11 protein-coding genes are annotated in these 17,473 nt (G+C 72.1%); 4 read left to right on the top strand and 7 right to left on the bottom strand.

All coding sequences use genetic code 11. The annotated features are described in order from the left end of the window. Positions 1–19: 19 nt before the first annotated feature. From IE321_RS06955 to IE321_RS06930, 6 genes are all read right to left on the bottom strand, one after another. Positions 20–439: a hypothetical protein gene (locus IE321_RS06955; protein ID WP_043225486.1), complete on the bottom strand. Its 420-nt coding sequence runs from the start codon at positions 437–439 to the stop codon at positions 20–22. 151 nt (positions 440–590) lie between these two features. Then, positions 591–887: a hypothetical protein gene (locus IE321_RS06950; RefSeq protein WP_043225484.1), complete on the bottom strand. Its 297-nt coding sequence runs from the start codon at positions 885–887 to the stop codon at positions 591–593. A 73-nt stretch (positions 888–960) separates the two neighbouring features. Further along, positions 961–1,299, bottom strand: a complete 339-nt coding sequence (locus IE321_RS06945; protein ID WP_190222144.1) for a hypothetical protein — start codon at positions 1,297–1,299, stop codon at positions 961–963. Positions 1,300–1,353: 54 nt separating this feature from the next. Next, a complete protein-coding gene (gene eccB / locus IE321_RS06940) occupies positions 1,354–2,883 on the bottom strand; it encodes a type VII secretion protein EccB (protein ID WP_190222143.1) in 1,530 nt (509 codons plus the stop codon). Positions 2,884–2,941: 58 nt separating this feature from the next. Beyond that, positions 2,942–4,306: a type VII secretion integral membrane protein EccD gene (gene eccD / locus IE321_RS06935; RefSeq protein ID WP_308439702.1), complete on the bottom strand. Its 1,365-nt coding sequence runs from the start codon at positions 4,304–4,306 to the stop codon at positions 2,942–2,944. Between the two features lie 130 nt (positions 4,307–4,436). After that, entirely contained in the window at positions 4,437–4,850 is a 414-nt protein-coding gene (locus tag IE321_RS06930; RefSeq protein WP_043225481.1) for a hypothetical protein, read from the bottom strand. A gap of 330 nt (positions 4,851–5,180) precedes the next feature. On the opposite strand from IE321_RS06930, the gene eccCa reads away from it, so the two are divergent. The 3 genes from eccCa to IE321_RS06915 all read left to right on the top strand — a co-directional run bounded on the left by eccCa (position 5,181) and on the right by IE321_RS06915 (position 13,216). Beyond that, complete coding sequence (gene eccCa / locus IE321_RS06925; RefSeq protein ID WP_372470295.1) at positions 5,181–9,224, top strand: type VII secretion protein EccCa; 4,044 nt, start codon at positions 5,181–5,183, stop codon at positions 9,222–9,224. Continuing rightward, the gene (locus IE321_RS06920) at positions 9,221–11,503 is read left to right on the top strand and encodes a hypothetical protein (protein ID WP_190222141.1); all 2,283 of its coding nucleotides are present in this window, start codon (positions 9,221–9,223) and stop codon (positions 11,501–11,503) included. Before eccCa ends, IE321_RS06920 begins: the two co-directional genes overlap by 4 nt. Before the next feature lie 600 nt (positions 11,504–12,103). After that, the gene (locus IE321_RS06915; RefSeq protein WP_491590486.1) at positions 12,104–13,216 is read left to right on the top strand and encodes a tyrosine-type recombinase/integrase; all 1,113 of its coding nucleotides are present in this window, start codon (positions 12,104–12,106) and stop codon (positions 13,214–13,216) included. Between the two features lie 656 nt (positions 13,217–13,872). Here the strand turns inward: IE321_RS06915 and IE321_RS06910 are convergent. Next, entirely contained in the window at positions 13,873–14,940 is a 1,068-nt protein-coding gene (locus IE321_RS06910; protein WP_226652803.1) for a serine hydrolase domain-containing protein, read from the bottom strand. Between the two features lie 748 nt (positions 14,941–15,688). Between IE321_RS06910 and IE321_RS06905 the strand changes: the two genes are divergently transcribed. Continuing rightward, positions 15,689–17,374 (top strand): amidase, encoded by a 1,686-nt coding sequence (locus IE321_RS06905; RefSeq protein WP_190222138.1) that lies wholly within the window; start codon positions 15,689–15,691, stop codon positions 17,372–17,374. Positions 17,375–17,473: the final 99 nt, after the last annotated feature.

Raw genomic sequence — 17,473 nt, 5'->3', positions numbered from 1 at the left:
TCCGGGGGTTCGGCTTCCGCTAGTTGCCGGTCGAGGAACCGCCGCCGGTACCGCCGCCGCCGCCGGCGTCCCGCTGGATGTTGTTGAGGATCTCCCACATCTCGGTGACGTCCACGGAGTCGTCGCTGGCGTTCTGGAAGGTCTCCTTGACGAACATGAGGTCGAGGTTGGCCGACTTGGCGATCTTGCGGAACGTCTCCAGCGCGCTGTTGAGGTCCTTGGCCAGCGAGGCGAACCCCAGCTGCACGGCCTCGGCGCTCACCATCTGCTTGGGGTTCCCCGGCAGGATCTTGCTGTTGCCGGTCCCCTTCTCCCAGGAGAGCAGGGCCATGACGGACGGGTCCTGGAAGTCCTGGAGCAGCGTGCTGAACTTCCACGCGTAGTCGCGCAGTACGTCGTCCGTGATCGACGTGACGGTCTCGTCGCTCGGGGTCGTCATGAGTGCTCTCCTGCCGAAGTCGGGGTGGTGCGTCGTCCGGGGCGTCCGGCAGGAAGAACGCGGCCCCCGCCCGGCGGGGTTCAGCCCGGAACGGGTACGGCGGAACCCGGCGCGCCCGCGAGGGGAGGGCCGGGTTCCTGGCGGGGCCGGCTCAGCGCTGGAACAGGTAGGCGCTCTTGCGGTCACCGTTGCGGATGATGCCGTGGGCGTCCGCCAGCAGGTCCGCGCCCTTGTCGAACTGGTGCGACAGCGTGGAGTCCAGGTTGTGCACGACCTGCTTGAACTCCTCGAACTCCTTGGCCGCCTCACCGGTGAACTCCGACTGGATGGCGCTGAGGCGCCCCACGATGGTCTGCACGGCCGCGCTCATGGCGGCCGCCACCTGCTTCATCTGGTCGTTGGCGTCCTGGAGGGCGCCGTGCTTGATGTCCATGTCCATGGGGTCCATGCGCGTTCCTTACGACAGAGGGGAGAAGAGGAGGGGAGGGGGAGCGGGAGGCGGAGGGGACGCTCCGCCCCGGTCACTTGCTGAGGATGTCGTAGACGTCGCCGTCCCACATGTCCATGTTGGACTCGGCCTCGCCGGCCGTGTCCGACATGACCTTGCTGGTCATGCCGACGGCCTCCACGAGGTCCCTGTACTCGGCCATCACCGTGCGGTAGCCGCGCTGCCAGTTCTCGATCTTCGCGATGAACTTGGTGCCGGCGGCAGACTTCATGCTGTCCCCGACCTGACCCGCGATGTCCTCGGACCGGGTGTAGGACCGCTCCATCGTCTGGAGGTGCTCCTCCAGCTCGGTGAGCGTCTGGGTGAGTACCGCTGACGAGACCTTGAGGTTGGCGTTGGGCGCGTCGGTCACCTGAACTCCTTTGTCGGGCGGGCTGGGTGATTCCCGTCAGGGAGAACGGGCGCCTCAGGGGACCGGGTTCACCGACCGTTCCGCCTCGGTGGCCGTCCCCTTCGCCGCCCGCGCGCCCTTCACGGCCGTCAGCTCCTCCCCGGGGCAGACCGGTGCCGGCACGCCCGCCGTCACGTCGACGACGCCCGCCGTCGTCAGCGCCGACGGGTCCAGGGACGGGCCCGACGGCAGCAGGGACAGCAGTGTCGCCGGCACGCCCACGCCCACCGTGCCCGCGTAGCCGAGGGCCTTCGCGGAAGCCGCCGTCGGCAGCGGGTACTTCACGCCGTCGTCCGCGACCAGATACGTCGTCCCGGCCGCGCCCGCCCCGGACAGGGCCCGTACCAGCGCGCCGCCGCCGGGCCGTACGGAGACCAGGTCCGCCGCGCCGCACGCCGCCGTCACGCCCGGCCGGGGCGACACCGGGCGGCCCGCGACCACCGCCGCGTCGGCCACCGCCACCAGGGTGGACGCCCCGCCCTCGGCCGAGGGCCGTACCGCCGTGCACACGCCCTGCCCGGCCCCCGGCTCCACCAGCTCCGGCGGCGCCTCCGGGAGGCCGCCGTCCGGCAGCGTCCCGGCCGGCGCCGGATGGGCGGCCAGATCGGCGGCGCCCACCGCGACGGCGATCGCCGGAGCGCCCGCGTACGCCTGCCGCTGCGTGCGCGGATCGCCGCGCAGCAGCTCGAAGCGGGTCCGGTCGAGCGGCGCCAGCCCCTTCCGCGTCAGCACGTACGGCTCACCGCCCGGGCCCGTGAAGAGCTGGCCGATCCGGGTCTCCCGCCCGGCCAGGGCGGGGCCGGGCGCGCCCCTCCCCGCGATCTCCGGCAGGACCAGATCGGGTCCCGCCGGAAGGGAGTTGAGGTAGGCCGCCGCCACCGGGAACGGCGTGGCCGTGCCGTAGCCGAGGGCCGCCCCCGCACCCGCGCCGAGCCGCAGCCGCCGTCCCTGCCACAACACGTGCCCTGTCCCGTCCGAGGCGGTCACCAGCACGGCCTGCCCAGGACCGAGAGCACGGCCCGTGCCCGCCGCGCCGACGGCCACCGACACCACCGGGCCGGGCCGCCCCGACGCGGTGGCCGCCGTCAGCCCGCACACCAGCCAGTCGCCCCGGGCCAGCGCGGAAGCGGGCGGCAGCGAGTCCGGCGCGCCCGTGATCCCCAGCGGGCCGCCGCGCGGCACCGCGCCCAGCGAGTTCAGGCCGACCTGCGTCACGGTCATCCGGTCCCCGGCCACCAGCCGGGCACTGGCCTGGTTGAGGACCGGTCGCAGCTCACCGCCGACGAACAGGTACCGGGCGCCCGTCTCCTTGACCACCACCAGGGTGCCCGGCTTCGCCCAGCCCGTCGCGCCGCCCGGCTTGATCGCCCCGTACAGGCCCATCACCAGGGCGATGACCACGGCGATGAACAGTCCCGTCCGCACCCCGCGGGTGGTCCGCCGGGGCGGAAGGTCCAGCGCGTCGGGCTCGCCCCGCAGCATGCCGGCCCCGAGCCTGCTCATCACGAACAGGTGGGCCTGCACCTGGTCGCGCCTGGACTGCATGTGAACTCCTGAGGGGGAAAGGGGTGTCGGGTATCGGAAGGGTCTCGGGGCGGGTGGCTCAGCCGGTGAGCCCGCGCACCCACGTGAAGACCCCGGCCTCGGTCAGCGCCAGCGGGATCAGGCTCAGCGCCAGCGCGCTGTGCAGCAGGTCGGCGGCCCGCCCCCAGTACGGCAGCAGCCGCCGCCCCGGCACCGTCCACGAGAAGATCGCGAGCGCCGCGGCGGTGACCGTCAGGCCCGTCAGCAGGCCCAGCCGGCCCGTCGGGCCGAGGGAGAGCGCCCACCCGGTCGCGAGCAGCGCCAGCCCGTACACGCCCGGCAGGATCAGGGCCAGCCGCTGCCACCGGGAACCGACCTCGCGCACGTGCAGGACCAGCAGCAGCGACAGGACGGCCGCCAGCGTCACCGGCGCCCAGCCGGGCGCGCCCGACATCAGCGTGAGACAGGCCGCGCACAGGGCGCCGGTCACCACGTGGAAGGCGGTCAGGTAGCCGTCGGCCACGGCGCTGCGGTCCATGACCTCCCGCGCCGGATACGGCTCGATGTCCTCCTGGAGCTCCTCCGCCCGGCGCGGCAGCGCGGGCAGCCTCAGCCCGGAGAGCCGGAAGGCGAAACCGGGCAGGAACGCCCCGAACGCCACCACGAGCACCGCCAGTGCCCCGGCCGTCTCCGACGACGACAGCCCCGCCAGCACGAGCGCCCCCGCCGCGGACGCGGCGACCGAGACGACGAGCAGCCCCAGGAACAGGGGCGCGGAGCAGGCCACGGACGCCAGCGCCAGCACCGAGGCGCCCGCCCCCGCCGAACCGCCCGCGAGCAGCCGGGCGGCCGCCAGGTCGCTCTCTCCCGCCGGCAGCAGTGCCCCGGCCAGCGCCAGGTAGGGCTCGCCCGCCGCGCCGGGCTCCGCGCCCGCCCCCGCGCCGGCCACCCCGTCCGCGGCGCTGCCCGCCCCGATCAGCAGCAGGAATCCGGTGCCCGCCCCCGCGACCACCCGCAGCGGGCCGAGGTCGCCGGAGAGCGCCAGGAGCACGAAACCACCCGCCAGAGCCAGCAGCGCGACACCGAGCGCCAGATGGTGGGTGAGGGCGGGGGTCCAGCCGTCGCCGCGCTGTTCGAGGCCGGCCGCGACACCGTCCACGATGTCGTCGAAGTGCGCCTCCGGCAGCGCCTCGCGGCGCATCCGCAGGTAGAGCCGCTCGCCGTCGCGCAGCCCCAGGGCCTCCGCGGTCCGCTCCTCGTCCAGCGGTTCCTCGCCGAGCCGCTGGAGCACCCAGCCGCCCGCCTCGACGGCCTTCTCATCCAGGTCGTCCCCGGAGTAGCCGATGATGGTCGGCAACAGGTCCGCCAGGGGGACGTCGGCCGGCACAGAGAGCTCGACCACCTTCCGCGGCCCGTGGAACCTCAACCGGCACAGCCCCGCCACCGCGCTACCGCTCACTGCCCGTCTGTCCTTCCCGCTGTCCAGCCGAGGCCGGAAAACCCTCGGCGGACAGAGGAACGGAGACACCGCGTCGCCGGGTTCAGCTCCTCCCGGGCGAGGGGGACGGCGGGGCTCAGCCGTCCCCGCGCGCGCTGCGCCGCAGCTCCCGCACGAGCGCCTCGACGCCCTCCTCGCCGCGCCGGGCCACCAGGGCCGCGGCCAGCCCCGCCACCGACCGCCGCTCGCCCTCGCTCCAGCGGCCCGCCGACGGATGCTCGTCGACCACGAACACGCGCGCGATCAGCAGGGCCTCCGGATCCGGCGACCCGACCGGGACCGCGGACCCGAGCAGCCGGACGAGCGCGCCCGTCACCTCGGCCGCGGTGGCCTCCGGCACGTCGAGACCGGTCACGGTCCCGCCGAGCGGATCCTCGTCCTCCGGGCCGACGTCCGGCAGCCACGCGCGGGGGAGCGCCCCCACCTCGTACGCCCCGCCGATCCCGGTCGCGAGCCCGTCCCCGTCGCCCTCCTCGGCCCCGGTCCCCACGCCTTCATCGTCCCCGCGCACCGCTCTCCTCCCGACGCCGCCCCGGCGGGCGTACGCGCACCGCCTCGCCCACCCGGGCGACCGGCCGGACCGGCGCTCCGGCCGGCCCGGCGTCCATCCGTACGCGCGCACGCTCTTCCCTGATCCTCCGCTCCCTCCCCGTCGCAGTGGTCAACGGGTCTCCTCGCCGTCGGGGTTCATCCGACGTTCACCCGGCGGCGCCGTACGGCCGGGTTGAACCGCCCCGCACCCCCCGTCCGTTCCCGACTGACGAGGAAACCGCACGAAGTCGGCCGCCCGGCGTGCGCCAGGCGTGAGGAGCGTTGTTCGTTGAGCGTGGTGCAAGTCAACCGCCCGCCCCGGCGGCCGGGCCCCGAGATGCCCGACGGAGAGATCCAGCTCCAGGAGCCGCCCGGCCTGCCCGAGAAGCAGAGCGGCGTGGGCAGCATCATCACGATGGTGCCGATGGCGCTGTCCTCGCTCTCCATGGTCTTCATCTTCCTGCGCCCCAACGGGGGCATGATGACGTACATCGCCATGGGCACCATGGCCGTGTCCGCCATCGGCATGATCGTCACCCAGATCATGCGCGGCAACGCCGACCGCAAGCAGGAACTCACCGGCGAACGCCGCGACTACCTGCGCTACCTCGCACAGATGCGGCGGCAGGTGCGCAAGGAGGTCCTCCGCCAGCAGGAGGCCCTCGCCTGGCGTCACCCCGACCCGGCCGAACTGGCCTTCCTGGTGCGGACCTCGCGCCTGTGGGAGCGCCGCTCCTCCCACCCCGACTTCAGCGACGTGCGGATCGCGCTGGGCTCCCAGAGGCTCGCCGTCCGCCTCGCCCCCCTCGCCACCAAGCCGGTCGAGGACCTCGAACCGCTCAGCGCCCACGCGCTGCGCCGCTTCATCCACGCGTACGGCTCCCTCGCCGACCAGCCCGTCGCCATCCACCTGCGCGGCTTCGCCCACGTCCTGGTCCGCGCCGGGGACCCCGGCCCCGAAACCGGCGCCGCCGAGCCCGGGACGGGCGGGGAACCGGAGGACGACCGGGCCCGCGCCCTGGTCCGCGCGATCCTCGCCCAGCTGGCCACCTTCCACGCCCCCGACGAACTGCGCGTCGCCGTCGTCGCCCCGGACCGGCGCGCCCACTGGGAGTGGACCAAGTGGCTCCCGCACGCCCTGCACCCCCACGAGACGGACGGCGCGGGGCCGCTGCGGCTCGTCGCCGGCAGCATCGGCGAACTGGAGCAGCTCCTCGGCGAGGAGTTCGGCGCCCGGCCACCGTACGAGCCCGACGCCACCCCCAGCCGCGACGAGCCCTACACCGTCGTCGTCCTCGACGGCGCCGTCCTCACCGCCCCCCACCGGGCCGCGCTCGGCGGCTACCGCAACGCCACCGTCGTCGACGTCGGCTCCACCCTGGAGTGGAAACACGGTCGCCTCACCCTCCGGCTGCGGATCACCGGCGCGCCCGACACCCCCGGCGCCCTGGAGATGGTCGGTGCCGACCGCAACCGCAAGGACCAGGTCACCCCGCTCGGCGTCCCCGACGCCCTGACCCCCGCCGCCGCCGTCCGGCTGGCCGCCGCCATGGCCCCGTACCGCCTCGGCGACAGCTTCGACGCGGGCGAACCCCTGGAGACCGACTTCGACCTGGCCGGGCTCCTCGGCATCCCCGACCTGCACCGGTTCGACGTCAAGGAGCAGTGGGCGCGGCGCAACCAGTCCAACAAGCTCCGCGTCCCGCTCGGCCTCGGCCCCGACGGCACCCCCATCGACCTCGACATCAAGGAGTCCGCCCAGGGCGGCATGGGCCCGCACGGCATGCTCATCGGCGCCACCGGCTCCGGCAAGTCCGAACTGCTGCGCACCCTCGTCCTCGCCCTGGCCCTCACCCACTCCTCGGAGATCCTCAACTTCGTCCTCGTCGACTTCAAGGGCGGCGCCACCTTCCTCGGCCTGGACGGGCTGCCCCACACCTCGGCCGTCATCACCAACCTCGCCGACGAGGCCGACCTCGTCGACCGCATGCGCGACGCCCTGCACGGCGAGATGATCCGCCGCCAGGAGCTGCTGCGTGCCGCCGGGAACTACGCCTCCCTCCTGGAGTACGAGACCGCCCGCGCCGCCGGCACCCCGCTCGACCCGCTGCCCACCCTCTTCGTCGTCGTCGACGAGTTCTCCGAACTGCTCGCCGCGCACCGCGACTTCATGGACCTCTTCGTCATGATCGGCCGCCTCGGCCGCTCCCTCGGCGTCCACCTGCTGCTCGCCTCCCAGCGCCTCGACGAGGGCCGCGTGCACCAGTTGGAGTCCCACCTGTCGTACCGGATCGGCCTGCGCACCTTCTCCGCCATGGAGTCCCGCGGCGTCCTGGGCGTCCCCGACGCCTACCAGCTGCCCTCCCAGCCCGGAAACGGCTACCTGCGCAGCGACATCTCCACCCTCAGCCGCTTCAAGGCCGCCTACGTCTCCGGCGGCTACCGGCCCAAGCGGCGTCCGGACGCCCACCGTTCGGTCATCGAGAGCCAGGTCGTCGCCCTCGGCACCGAGTACGTCGCCCCGCACGTGCTGCCCGTCGCCCCCGATCCGCGGGAGGAGACGGCCGCCGAAGAGACCGGCAGCCTCCTCGACATCGCCGCCGAGCGCCTCGTCGACGCCGGCCCTCCCGCCTACCAGGTGTGGCTGCCACCGCTCGACGTGCCGCCCACCCTGGACGAACTGCTGCCGCCGATCGGTCCCGACCCCGAGCACGGCTTCACGGCCGAGGGCGAGGTCCGCGGCAGCCTCAAGGTCCCCGTCGGTGTCGTCGACAGACCCTTCCAGCAGGTCCGCGACCTGCTCGTGGCCGACCTGGGCGGCGCCGACGGCCACATCGGCATCGCGGGCGCCCCGCAGTCCGGCAAGTCCACCCTCATCCGCACCTTGATGACCTCGCTCGCCCTCACCCACACCCCCGCCGAAGTGCAGTTCTACTGCCTGGACTTCGGTGGCGGCGCCCTGTCGAGCCTGCGCGGTCTGCCGCACGTCGGCGGGGTCACCGGCCGGCACGACCCCGACCGGGTCCTGCGCACCATCGCCGAGATCAACGCGGTCATCACCCGCCGCGAGAAGTACTTCGCCGAGCTCGGCATCGACTCCGTCGCCGCCTTCCGCCGCAGGAAGGCCGCCGGTGAACTCCCCGACGACCCGCACGGCGACGTGTTCCTGGTCGTCGACGGCTGGAACACCCTGCGCCAGGAGTTCATGGACCTGGTCCAACCCCTCACCCTCATCTCGCAGCGCGGCCTCAACTACGGCGTCCACCTCCTCATCGGCACCACCCGCTGGGGCGAGGTCACCGGCGCCCTCCGCGACCAGCTCCAGACCCGTTTCGAGCTGCGCCTGGGCGACCCCGTCGACTCCGTCGTCCACATGCGGGCGGCGGGCAAGGTTCCCAAGATCCCCGGCCGCGGCCTCACCGCCGACCAGATGCACTTCCTCTGCGCGCTGCCCCGGATGGACGGCATCGGCACCGCCCACGACCTCGGCGAGGGCGTCGCCGACCTGGTCGACGTCGTCGCCGACCACTGGACCGGCCCCCGCGCCCCCGAGGTCCGGATGCTCCCGCTCGTCCTCGACGCCGCCGACCTCCCCGAACCCCACGGCTCCCTGCGGATCCCGCTCGGCCTGGAGGACACCGAGGTCCAGCCGCTGTGGCACGACTTCTCCCGCGACCCGCACCTGATCGTCGTCGGCGACAGCGAGACCGGCAAGACCAACCTGCTCAAGCACATCGCCACCCAGATCATGCGCGCCTACACCCCCGACCAGGGCCGCCTGATGCTGGTCGACTTCCGCCGCGAGATGTACGAGACCGTGCCCGAGGAGTACCGGCTCGGCTACGCCGTCTCCGTCGATCCCCTGCGCCAGATGATCACCGGGGCGGGCAAGGCCATCGCCAACCGCATCCCGGCCGCCGACATCACCCCCGACCGGCTGCGGCGGCGCGACTGGTGGAGCGGACCCGAGCTCTTCGTCCTCGTCGACGACTACGACCTCGTCAACGGCTCCATGGCCTCCCATCCCTTCGCCGCCGTCCTCGACAACCTCGCCCAGGGCGCGGAGATCGGCCTCCACGTCATCGTCGCCCGCTCCGCCAACGGCGCCGGCCGCGGCCTGTCCGACCCGCTCCTGCGCAGGCTCCAGGACGTCAACACCCCAGCCGTCCTGCTCTCCTGCCCGACCACCGAGGGCCATCTCTTCGGCGGCACGAAGCCGAAGGTCCTGCCCGCCGGACGCGCGCAGCACATCACCCGCCGCCGCACGGTGCAGCTCCAGACGCCGCTGCTCGACGCCGACGGCCGGACCCCGCAGAACGGACACCCCGGATGACCACTCCCGTCGCCGCCCCCGCCTCCGGGACGGGCACCCACCCCGTCGGCCCGCACCTGGTGATCTCCTCCGCGGAGACCGCCACCGCCCTGGCCCCTGTTCTGGACGGACTGCCCCCGCTGTCCGGCACGCTCCTGGTGCTGGCCGCCGCCCCGGACGCGGCCCCGCTCCTCCGCCGCACCCTGCCCGATCTCGTGCTCCTCGCCCGGGAGCGCGGTGCGACCCGCCTCCTCCTCGCCGCCTCGGGCCTCGCCGCCCCTGGCCCCGACGGCGCCCGCCCCGTACGCGCGGTGGCCACGACGGCGGACTTCACGGTGATCGCCCCGGACGGTGTGGCCAGCGTCGAACCGGACGGCACCCTGCGCCTCGCGGAACCGGGCACCTGGTGGCTGGCGGAACCGGGGGAGGAGCCGTACGAACTGGGCCCGGACTGGCCGCCGGAGGCGGCGGAGGCCGCGGAACCGGAGGCCGCGGAACCGGAGGCCGCGGAAGACGTGGAGGAGCTGCTTCTGCCCCCTGCCCCTCCCGTCCCCGTGGTGGCGGTGTCCCAGGGCGGCGCGCACGGATTCGGCCCTGCGACGTCGGAGGAACAGGAGGAGGGCGCCCGTACGGTTCCGGGCGGAACCTGGCTCGGAGCACTGCCCGAGGCGGTCGAGCCGCTGATCGGCGTCCCCCCGGACACCTACCTCCTGGGCGTCGGATCGCCTGACCGCCCCGCGCTGCGCACCGCCGAACTCCTGGCCCGGGTGCCGGAGGCGGCGGCGGACGCGCGGCATCTCCTGCTGGCCGCGCCGTGGGCCGATCCGTCCGACCTCGTCGCCATGGCGGTGGCCCTCGCGGACGACCTCGACCGTACGGTACGGGCCGCGATCGGACTGCCCGTACGAACGGCCGACGACCACGCCACCACGTTCCTCGACGGTCGGGGCGCGCCCACCTGGCAACCCCTCCTGCTCGAACTCGCCGCCTCCCCCGCTCACCACCGCGTGGTGCCGTCCGCGTGGCTGCGGCCGTCCGGACCGGCGGCACAGGCACCGGCCCTGTACGCGTGCGCGGACCCGGAGGGCTGGGCCGTCGAACTCGTCCCGGCGGGCCTCTGGCTGCGCCCGGTGGACCGGCAGCCGGACGCGGCACCGCGCACGAGGTGCCCCGACCCGGCCCGCCCGGCCCTGATCGTGGGCGACGGCGAACACCCGTTGCCCCCCGAGCTCCTGCACGCCCTGCCCGGCGTCCTGGCCGAGCTCCCCGACCTGGGGGCGACGGAACCGTACGGCCTGCTGTTCCACGGTCCCGCGTCCGACGAGGGCCGAGCACGCTCCTGGGCGGCGGAACTGGACCTGCACTGGCTGGGATCCACCTCCTTGAGCCCACCTCAGCAGGAGCAGGAGCAGGAGCAGGAGCAGGAGCAGGAGCAGGCACAGGCACCGGCACAAGAACAGGAACAGGAGGCAGAGTCGGCACCAGCCGCCCCGGCACCGGGACCCTCCCCCCTCCCGGCAGCACCGGGCGGCCTCAGCGGCCCTGACGACCGTGCGGCCCTCCGCGAACTGCTGGGCGAGAAGTACCACATTCTCGCCGGCAAGGCGGAGCTGCTGGCCTCCCGGCTGCCGTCACTGCGCTCCCTCGCGCAGGACGGCCTCAAGGCGGACCTGGTGGCCATCGCGCTGTACCAGGCCGACGCCCCCGACCTGGGGTCCCGCGCGGGACTGGCCGAGGCGGCGAGAGCGGCCGGGCCCGTCCCCTTCACCCCTCTGCTGCGCTGCCTGGACTCGGGCCTGCGCCGCCTGCCGGGGCACTACGGAGCCGTGATGCTCGCGGCCCCGGCGGAGGAGGCGCCGCTCGACCGGTACGCGCAGGGCTCGGTCCTCGTCGAGCCCGCGGCGGTGGCGGCCGTCCCGGCGTGCGACGCGGAACTGGAGGGCGCGGTGGAGTTCGGGATCTGGTCCACCACCGGCCGCCGCACGTCCGTCTTCCTCGGCACGGACGACGAACCCGAGGTGGTGTTCCCCCCGGGCACCGCCTTCTCCGTCCTGGCCCTTCACCTGTCGGAGGACGACACGGCGCCGATCCGCGTCCTGCTCCGGGAGATCTCCCCCGCGGAGACCGACCGCGCGGACGACCGCTTCCGCAGGCGCGACGAACAGGCCCGCACCCGCCTGGCCGAATGGTTCGAACGCAGGGACATGCTGGAACCCCACGACCGCCGCCCCCTCCCGGACGCCTCCCGCTTCCACGTGGTCCCCGGGGCGGGCCCGGGAGCCCGGGTTCGGCAGACGTAGGGCGTGGGGCGTGGTTCGCACCGGGCCCTCCCGACTCTCCGGCGGAACTCCCGACAGACGGGTTCACGGCCGGGACCCGCTGCCTCGGCGAGCGGGCCGTGGCCGTCCTGAAGGGCCCGCGCCTCCCGCGAAAGGTCCGCTGCGGCACCGTCGCGGCACAGCGACCGTCCCGGCGGCCGTCCTCGTCTTCCGGTCAGCACGAGCCGTCGGGCATTCCCGGAGGACTGCCTGAACAGACGTCGGTGACGAAGCGAAAGCCCAGGCGAGGGCACGTATCACCCGGCCAGGGCGATGTTCCTCACAAACATCGTTCGATGTGTCCCGGTGTACAGTCGAGCCCGCCCTTGACCTGCACAAAGCAGGCAGGGAGCCGTCTCAGAGGAGTTCACAGTGCTGCGTACTCTGTTCAAGTCCAAGATCTGACTATTTGGCGTTGCCGCAGGTCAGGGGCATCATGTGCCCCCCTCAGGTCAGCAAACGGTCAGCATGCGTCCGCAGGGTGTCCCCGCTTGCTGACCACCGACCCGCAGCAGGCGCCTGAGCATGATCCTTGGGCTGGAACGGATGGTGCGTCACATGGCCCGACAGCTCGCCCGCGGCATGGGTTCCTTCTTCAAGGACTGCGAATGCGCGAAGCCCACCCGCTGCCCCCACCCGTACTCGATCCGCTTCCGCGACGCGCTCGGCAAGCAGCGCGAGGAGTCCGGCTACGTCACGCAGGACGACGCGATCGAACGCCTCACCCAGCTGTACGCGGAGAAGAAGACCACGGCGCCGTCGGTGGCGGCGGCCCGCCGGGAGCTGGGTCAGCTGACGGTCGGGGAGTACGCGAAGCAGTGGCGGCCGCGGCAGCGCAGGATGACGGACTACTCCACGGGTGAGCATGTCGACAGCTCGATCAACGTACATATCGTCCCGCGTCTGGGGGCGCGGAAGCTGAACTCGGTCACGCCGATGGTGGTCGAGCGGTTCCTGGACGAGATGGAGGGCGACGGCGTCGGCCGCGGGAATCAGGTGAACATCTTCCGGGTCCTGAAGACCATCCTGCGGGACGCGTATGCCAAGGGGGCTATGGCGGACGACCCGGTGAAGGGCGTACAAGAACCGGAATACGTACGCGAGCAGGTCGCCATCCCGTCCCTCGCCTACGTGAAGAAGGCGCTAACGGTCGCCGACGAGGACCTGGCACTGGAGATCGTCATGATGGCGGGGTGCGGCCTGCGCAACGGCGAGGCGAGGGCGGTGAACGTCAACAATGTCGTGGCCCAGGACGTGTACCGGGTGCGCGAGCAGATCCACTCGAACACGCTGAGGCCGGCGAAGCTCAAGCACCGAAAGGCGGGTGAGTTCCGCGAGGTGCCGCTGCCACGGTCGGTCCGGGAGGCGATCGAGCGGTACGGGGAGAAGCACGGCACCACGAGGGACGGGTACCTGCTGCGCGGGCCGGGCGGCTACTTCACCGAGGGTATGGAGCGGCGCCGGGTGAGGAAGCTCTTCGCGGATCTCCCACCGGAGGAAGGGGTGGGGATGTACGGCTTCCGGCACTACTTCGCCTCGAACGCTCTCGGGAACGGCATCCCGATCACTGACGTGGCGGAATGGATGGGCCACAAGTCCATCGAGGAGACGTACCGGACCTACCGGCACCTGATGCCGGGCAGCATCACCAAGGCCGCCCGGATCCTGGACGCCGGCCTCTGGGAAGCCGCCTGACTTTCGGTTTTGAGGGAACAGCAGGTTTTCGTCTGCTGGTGGTACAGCAGCTGAACCCTCCCTGACCTGGAAAAATGGTAGTAGGCGCGGCTCTCTGGCGGGGCCTGGTCCGGATCTTGGTCCGGCGGGTGCTCGCTCAGGCGGTGTCTCGGCTGTAGTGGCAGTGATCGGGAGCGATTGGCATCGCACGGGTCAGGTGGCGGCTGTCCAGCCGTCCACGGCGATTCGACGTCCGGTCGTGGACCCGTGGGTTGCTCCAAAGCCCGGGAGGCGGAACGGCCGGAGGCGGACGTCCTACGGGATGAAGCGGGTTCCGAATCTCCGCCGCCTCGAAAAACGGTCAGCATGCGTCCCCGCTTGCCGGCCTGCGACCGACAAGCGGGGAGGCTGAATCGGAGGTCTTTCTTCGCAAGGCGGTCCGGCTGAATCGAGGAGAGCAGCCGCCTCTGGTCCTGCGTCCGGGAGGCGGCCCGGTGACGCTCGTGAGCATGGGTCCGCCGGGGTATCGGTCGCCGGTCCCGCGAGCGGGAGCGGCGACCGACACCGTCAAGCGCCGGTGGCGGCAGGGGGCCACACACCGGCCTGACCCGCCCTCATCAGGGGTCTGCGGCCGCGGCGGAGGAGCGGCAGCTTTCCGGGTCGGGTCGGTGAGGGGGTCAGCGGCACAGTGCCGTTTCGACGGCGGCCTGGGCGTGCTGATCGGTGGCGCTGTCGGCCGGCATGGCGGTCAGTGCGATGTTGACGGCACGGCCGTCCTCCGTGACACCTCCCAAGGTGGCGTATCCCGGAATGGTTCCGCCGTGGCCCCAGTAGACGCCGCCGCACGGCAACGGCGTGCTGCTCAGGCCCAGTCCATAACGGACACCCGGGGCGCCTGCGGGGACGGTGGTGCGCATCTGGGCGAGCTGGGCCGGGGGCAGGAGTTCGCCGCCGAGGAGTGCGGTGTAGAAGCGATTGAGGTCGCTGTTGGTGGTGATCACCGCACCCGCGGCCCAGCCCCAGGACGGGTCCAGTTCGGTGACATCGCGCCAGGGCGAGTCGGCTGTGTCCCGGTGGTAGCCCTTGGCGTGGGGCTCATGGATGGTCATGTCTCCAGGTGTGGGGAAGTAGGTGTGGCGCAATCCGATGCGGTCGACGATGCGACGGTTGATCTCCTCGCCCAGCGGGCGGCCGGTGACCTTCTGGATGATCAGGCCCGTGACCAGGTAGTTCGTGTTGTTGTACTCCCACTTCGCGCCCGGGGAGAAGTGGGCCTTCTGTACGAGGGCGCTGTCGAGGAGCTCGCGCGGCTCGTAGTACCTCTGCGGATCCTTGAGGACCGCGCGCTTGTCCAGGTATTCGGGCAGACCGCTGGTGTGCTGGAGGAGTTGGCGGATGGTGATGTGGCGTCCGTCGATGCCTTCGCCGCGCAGCAGGCCGGGCAGATAGGTGTCGACGGGGGCGTCCAGGTCGAGCTTCTTCTCGGCGACCAGCTGCAGTGTGACCACGGCTGTGAAGGCCTTGGTGTTGCTGGCCGCCCGTACCTGCCCGTCCTTGGGTACCTTCGCGCCGGTCCTGAGGTCGCCGAAGCCCGCGGTGTAGTGACGCGTCCGGCCCTCGCGGTCCACGACGCTCGCCGAAGCGGAGGGTATCCGGTCGCCGACCACCAAGGTGTTCAGGCTCTTCTGGACGGGGTTCGGCTTGGCGGCGGAGGCCGCGGACGGGAACAGCGCGCCGGTGGTCATGACGGCCCCCGTGAGCACGGTCACGGCGAGCCTCCGTCGGCCGCCTCGCGAAAGAGCGGGGCGGAACCTCGGCGATACACGTGCATGCATGGAACAACTCCTGTCGGTAGGGAACGACATCAGTGGGTCGGTAAGAGGCGGTCGTGGTGTGACGCGCCCGCCGGTGGCCCGGCCTGCTCCTGTGACGGCGCGGCTCAGGAAGGAACGGCTTTCCGCCCGTTCCCCGCCGAGGACGGGGAGCATGAGAGAGGCGGGACCTGGTGCCTCTACGTGGTGCGAGGAGACTTTCGGCGGTGCAGCGGCCGGCGGGCCTCGTGGAACCCGTGGCCGACCCCCGTCCGGCGCGGTCACCTCGCCGTAGGACCACGAGACTTCCTCAAGGGACACGGTGAACCGCGGTGGCCCGCGTCGTCATCGGTTGCATGGTGGGCCCCGGTTCCTCGATCGGTCAGAACGGGTACCGAACGTAACCGCGCGAGACGAGCGGACGGCAGCGGTCCCTCTCCCTGACCGGGGGTGTAGCGGGCTCCACCCGCCCGGTGCAGTGCGGGCCCATGACAGGGGAGCGGTCACCGCCGGGTCCTCGCGGTGCTTGTCTGGCGTGGGGAACGGCCACCCCTTCGGGAGGTGTAGTCCGCACCCCTCCCGGAACGGGAGTCATCCCTGTCGTTCCGAAAGGACGCCGTTCATAGGTTCTTTCGTACGGACACAGGGCCTTCCTTCCCTCGCCTCTACGGAGAAGCAACTGATGCGCTCACTCACTCGAACCACCGGTCGATACGCGGTGATCGCGGTATCGGCAGCCTGCCTGATCGTTCCTCTGGCGGCCTGCACACCGGACGGCGGACCGCGACCGCCCGCTTCCACCAATTCGACCGGCGCAGCAGCCCCGTACGCTCCGAAGAACGACGGGAAACGCGACGGACGACTGGACGAGCGGCTGGACCGCACCACGATCCTCGAACTCCAGGAGGAGATGAAGGACAAGCGGCTGACGTCCGAAGAACTGACCCAGGCGTACCTGGGCCGGATTCATCGCCTCAACCCCCGCCTCCATGCCGTCGTCACCGTGAACCCGGACGCACTGGACCTCGCGCGCAAGAGCGACGAGCGACGCCGCACCGGTGAAGTGCGGGGGCCGCTGGAAGGCATCCCCGTTCTCATCAAGGACAACATCGACACCGCGGACCGCCAGCCCACCACCGCCGGCTCCACGGCCCTGTTGCACTCCAAGCCGACACAGGACGCCTTCCTGGTGAAGAAGCTGCGCGACGCGGGTGCGGTGGTCCTGGGCAAGGCCAACATGTCGGAATGGGCCAACTTCAGGTCTCCCCGGCAGACGGCCGGATGGAGTGCCACGGGCGGCCAGACCCGAAACCCCTACGTACTCGACCGGAGCCCCTGCGGATCGTCCAGTGGCTCCGCGGTCGCCGCCGCGGCCGCCCTGGCCGCTGTGACCATCGGCTCCGAGACCGACGGCTCCATCGTGTGCCCCGCGAGCGTCACCTCCACCGTGGGCGTCAAGCCCACCCTCGGCGTGGTCAGCCGCAGCGGCATGATCCCTATCACCGGCAGTCACGACACCGCCGGCCCGATCGCCCGTAACACGACGGACGCAGCCCTGGCGCTCTGGGCCGTCCATGGATCGGACGCCGCCGACACGGCCACCTCTGACGCCGACACCGCCCTCCCCTCCGACTACCGCGAGGTGCTCGACCCGAACGCCCTGCGCGGCAAGCGCATCGGCGTGTGGCGCAAGGGACACACCGGCATCGACCCGGACGTGGACCGCGCCTTCGACATGGCTGTCCAGCGGCTCCGAGAGCTCGGGGCGACCGTCGTCGAGGGCGCGGACGTGGCCGACTCCCAAGCCATGATGCGCAAGGACATGCTTCCCGCCGTGCTGACCGAGTTCAAGCACGACCTCAACGCCTACCTGGCCGCCACCCCTGGCCCCCACCCCAAGAACCTCACCGAACTCATCGCGTTCAACAAGCGGAACTCCGCCGTCGAGATGCCGAAGTTCGGTCAGGAACTCTTCGAGATGGCCGACAAGACCGACGGAGACGTCAACGCCCCGGCCTACCGCCGGCACCGCAGCGCCGCGACCCGTCAGGCCCGGCAAGCCATCGACGGCGTGCTCGCCGACCACCGGCTCGATGCCATCGTCACTCCCACCAACATCCCCGCTCCCACCGTCGAAGCGCTCGACCCCACTCCCTTCGAAAGCTCCACCCGCAACTCCGCGGTGGCCGGCTACCCCCACATCACCGTGCCCGCCGGCTACGCACGGGACACGCTGCCGCTGGGCGTCTCCTTCCTCGGAACGCGCTACAGCGACGCGAACCTGCTCAGCTACGCGTACGCCTTCGAGCGAGCCACCCCGGTCCGCAAGGCGCCCACCTACCTCCCGACTCTGCCCGGCCGCTCCTAGTGATCTGAGTCAGAGATTCGTCGGCAGTAGGCGGCGACTTTGTCGAGGATCTCGTCGGCGGTCTTCGTCCATACGAACGGTCTGGGGTGTTCGTTCCAG

It is taken from the genome of Streptomyces hydrogenans, assembly GCF_014656075.1.
Classification (GTDB): domain Bacteria; phylum Actinomycetota; class Actinomycetes; order Streptomycetales; family Streptomycetaceae; genus Streptomyces; species Streptomyces hydrogenans.
Note: the sequence above shows the minus strand (reverse complement) of the source record. Positions and strands in the feature narration are given on the sequence as shown.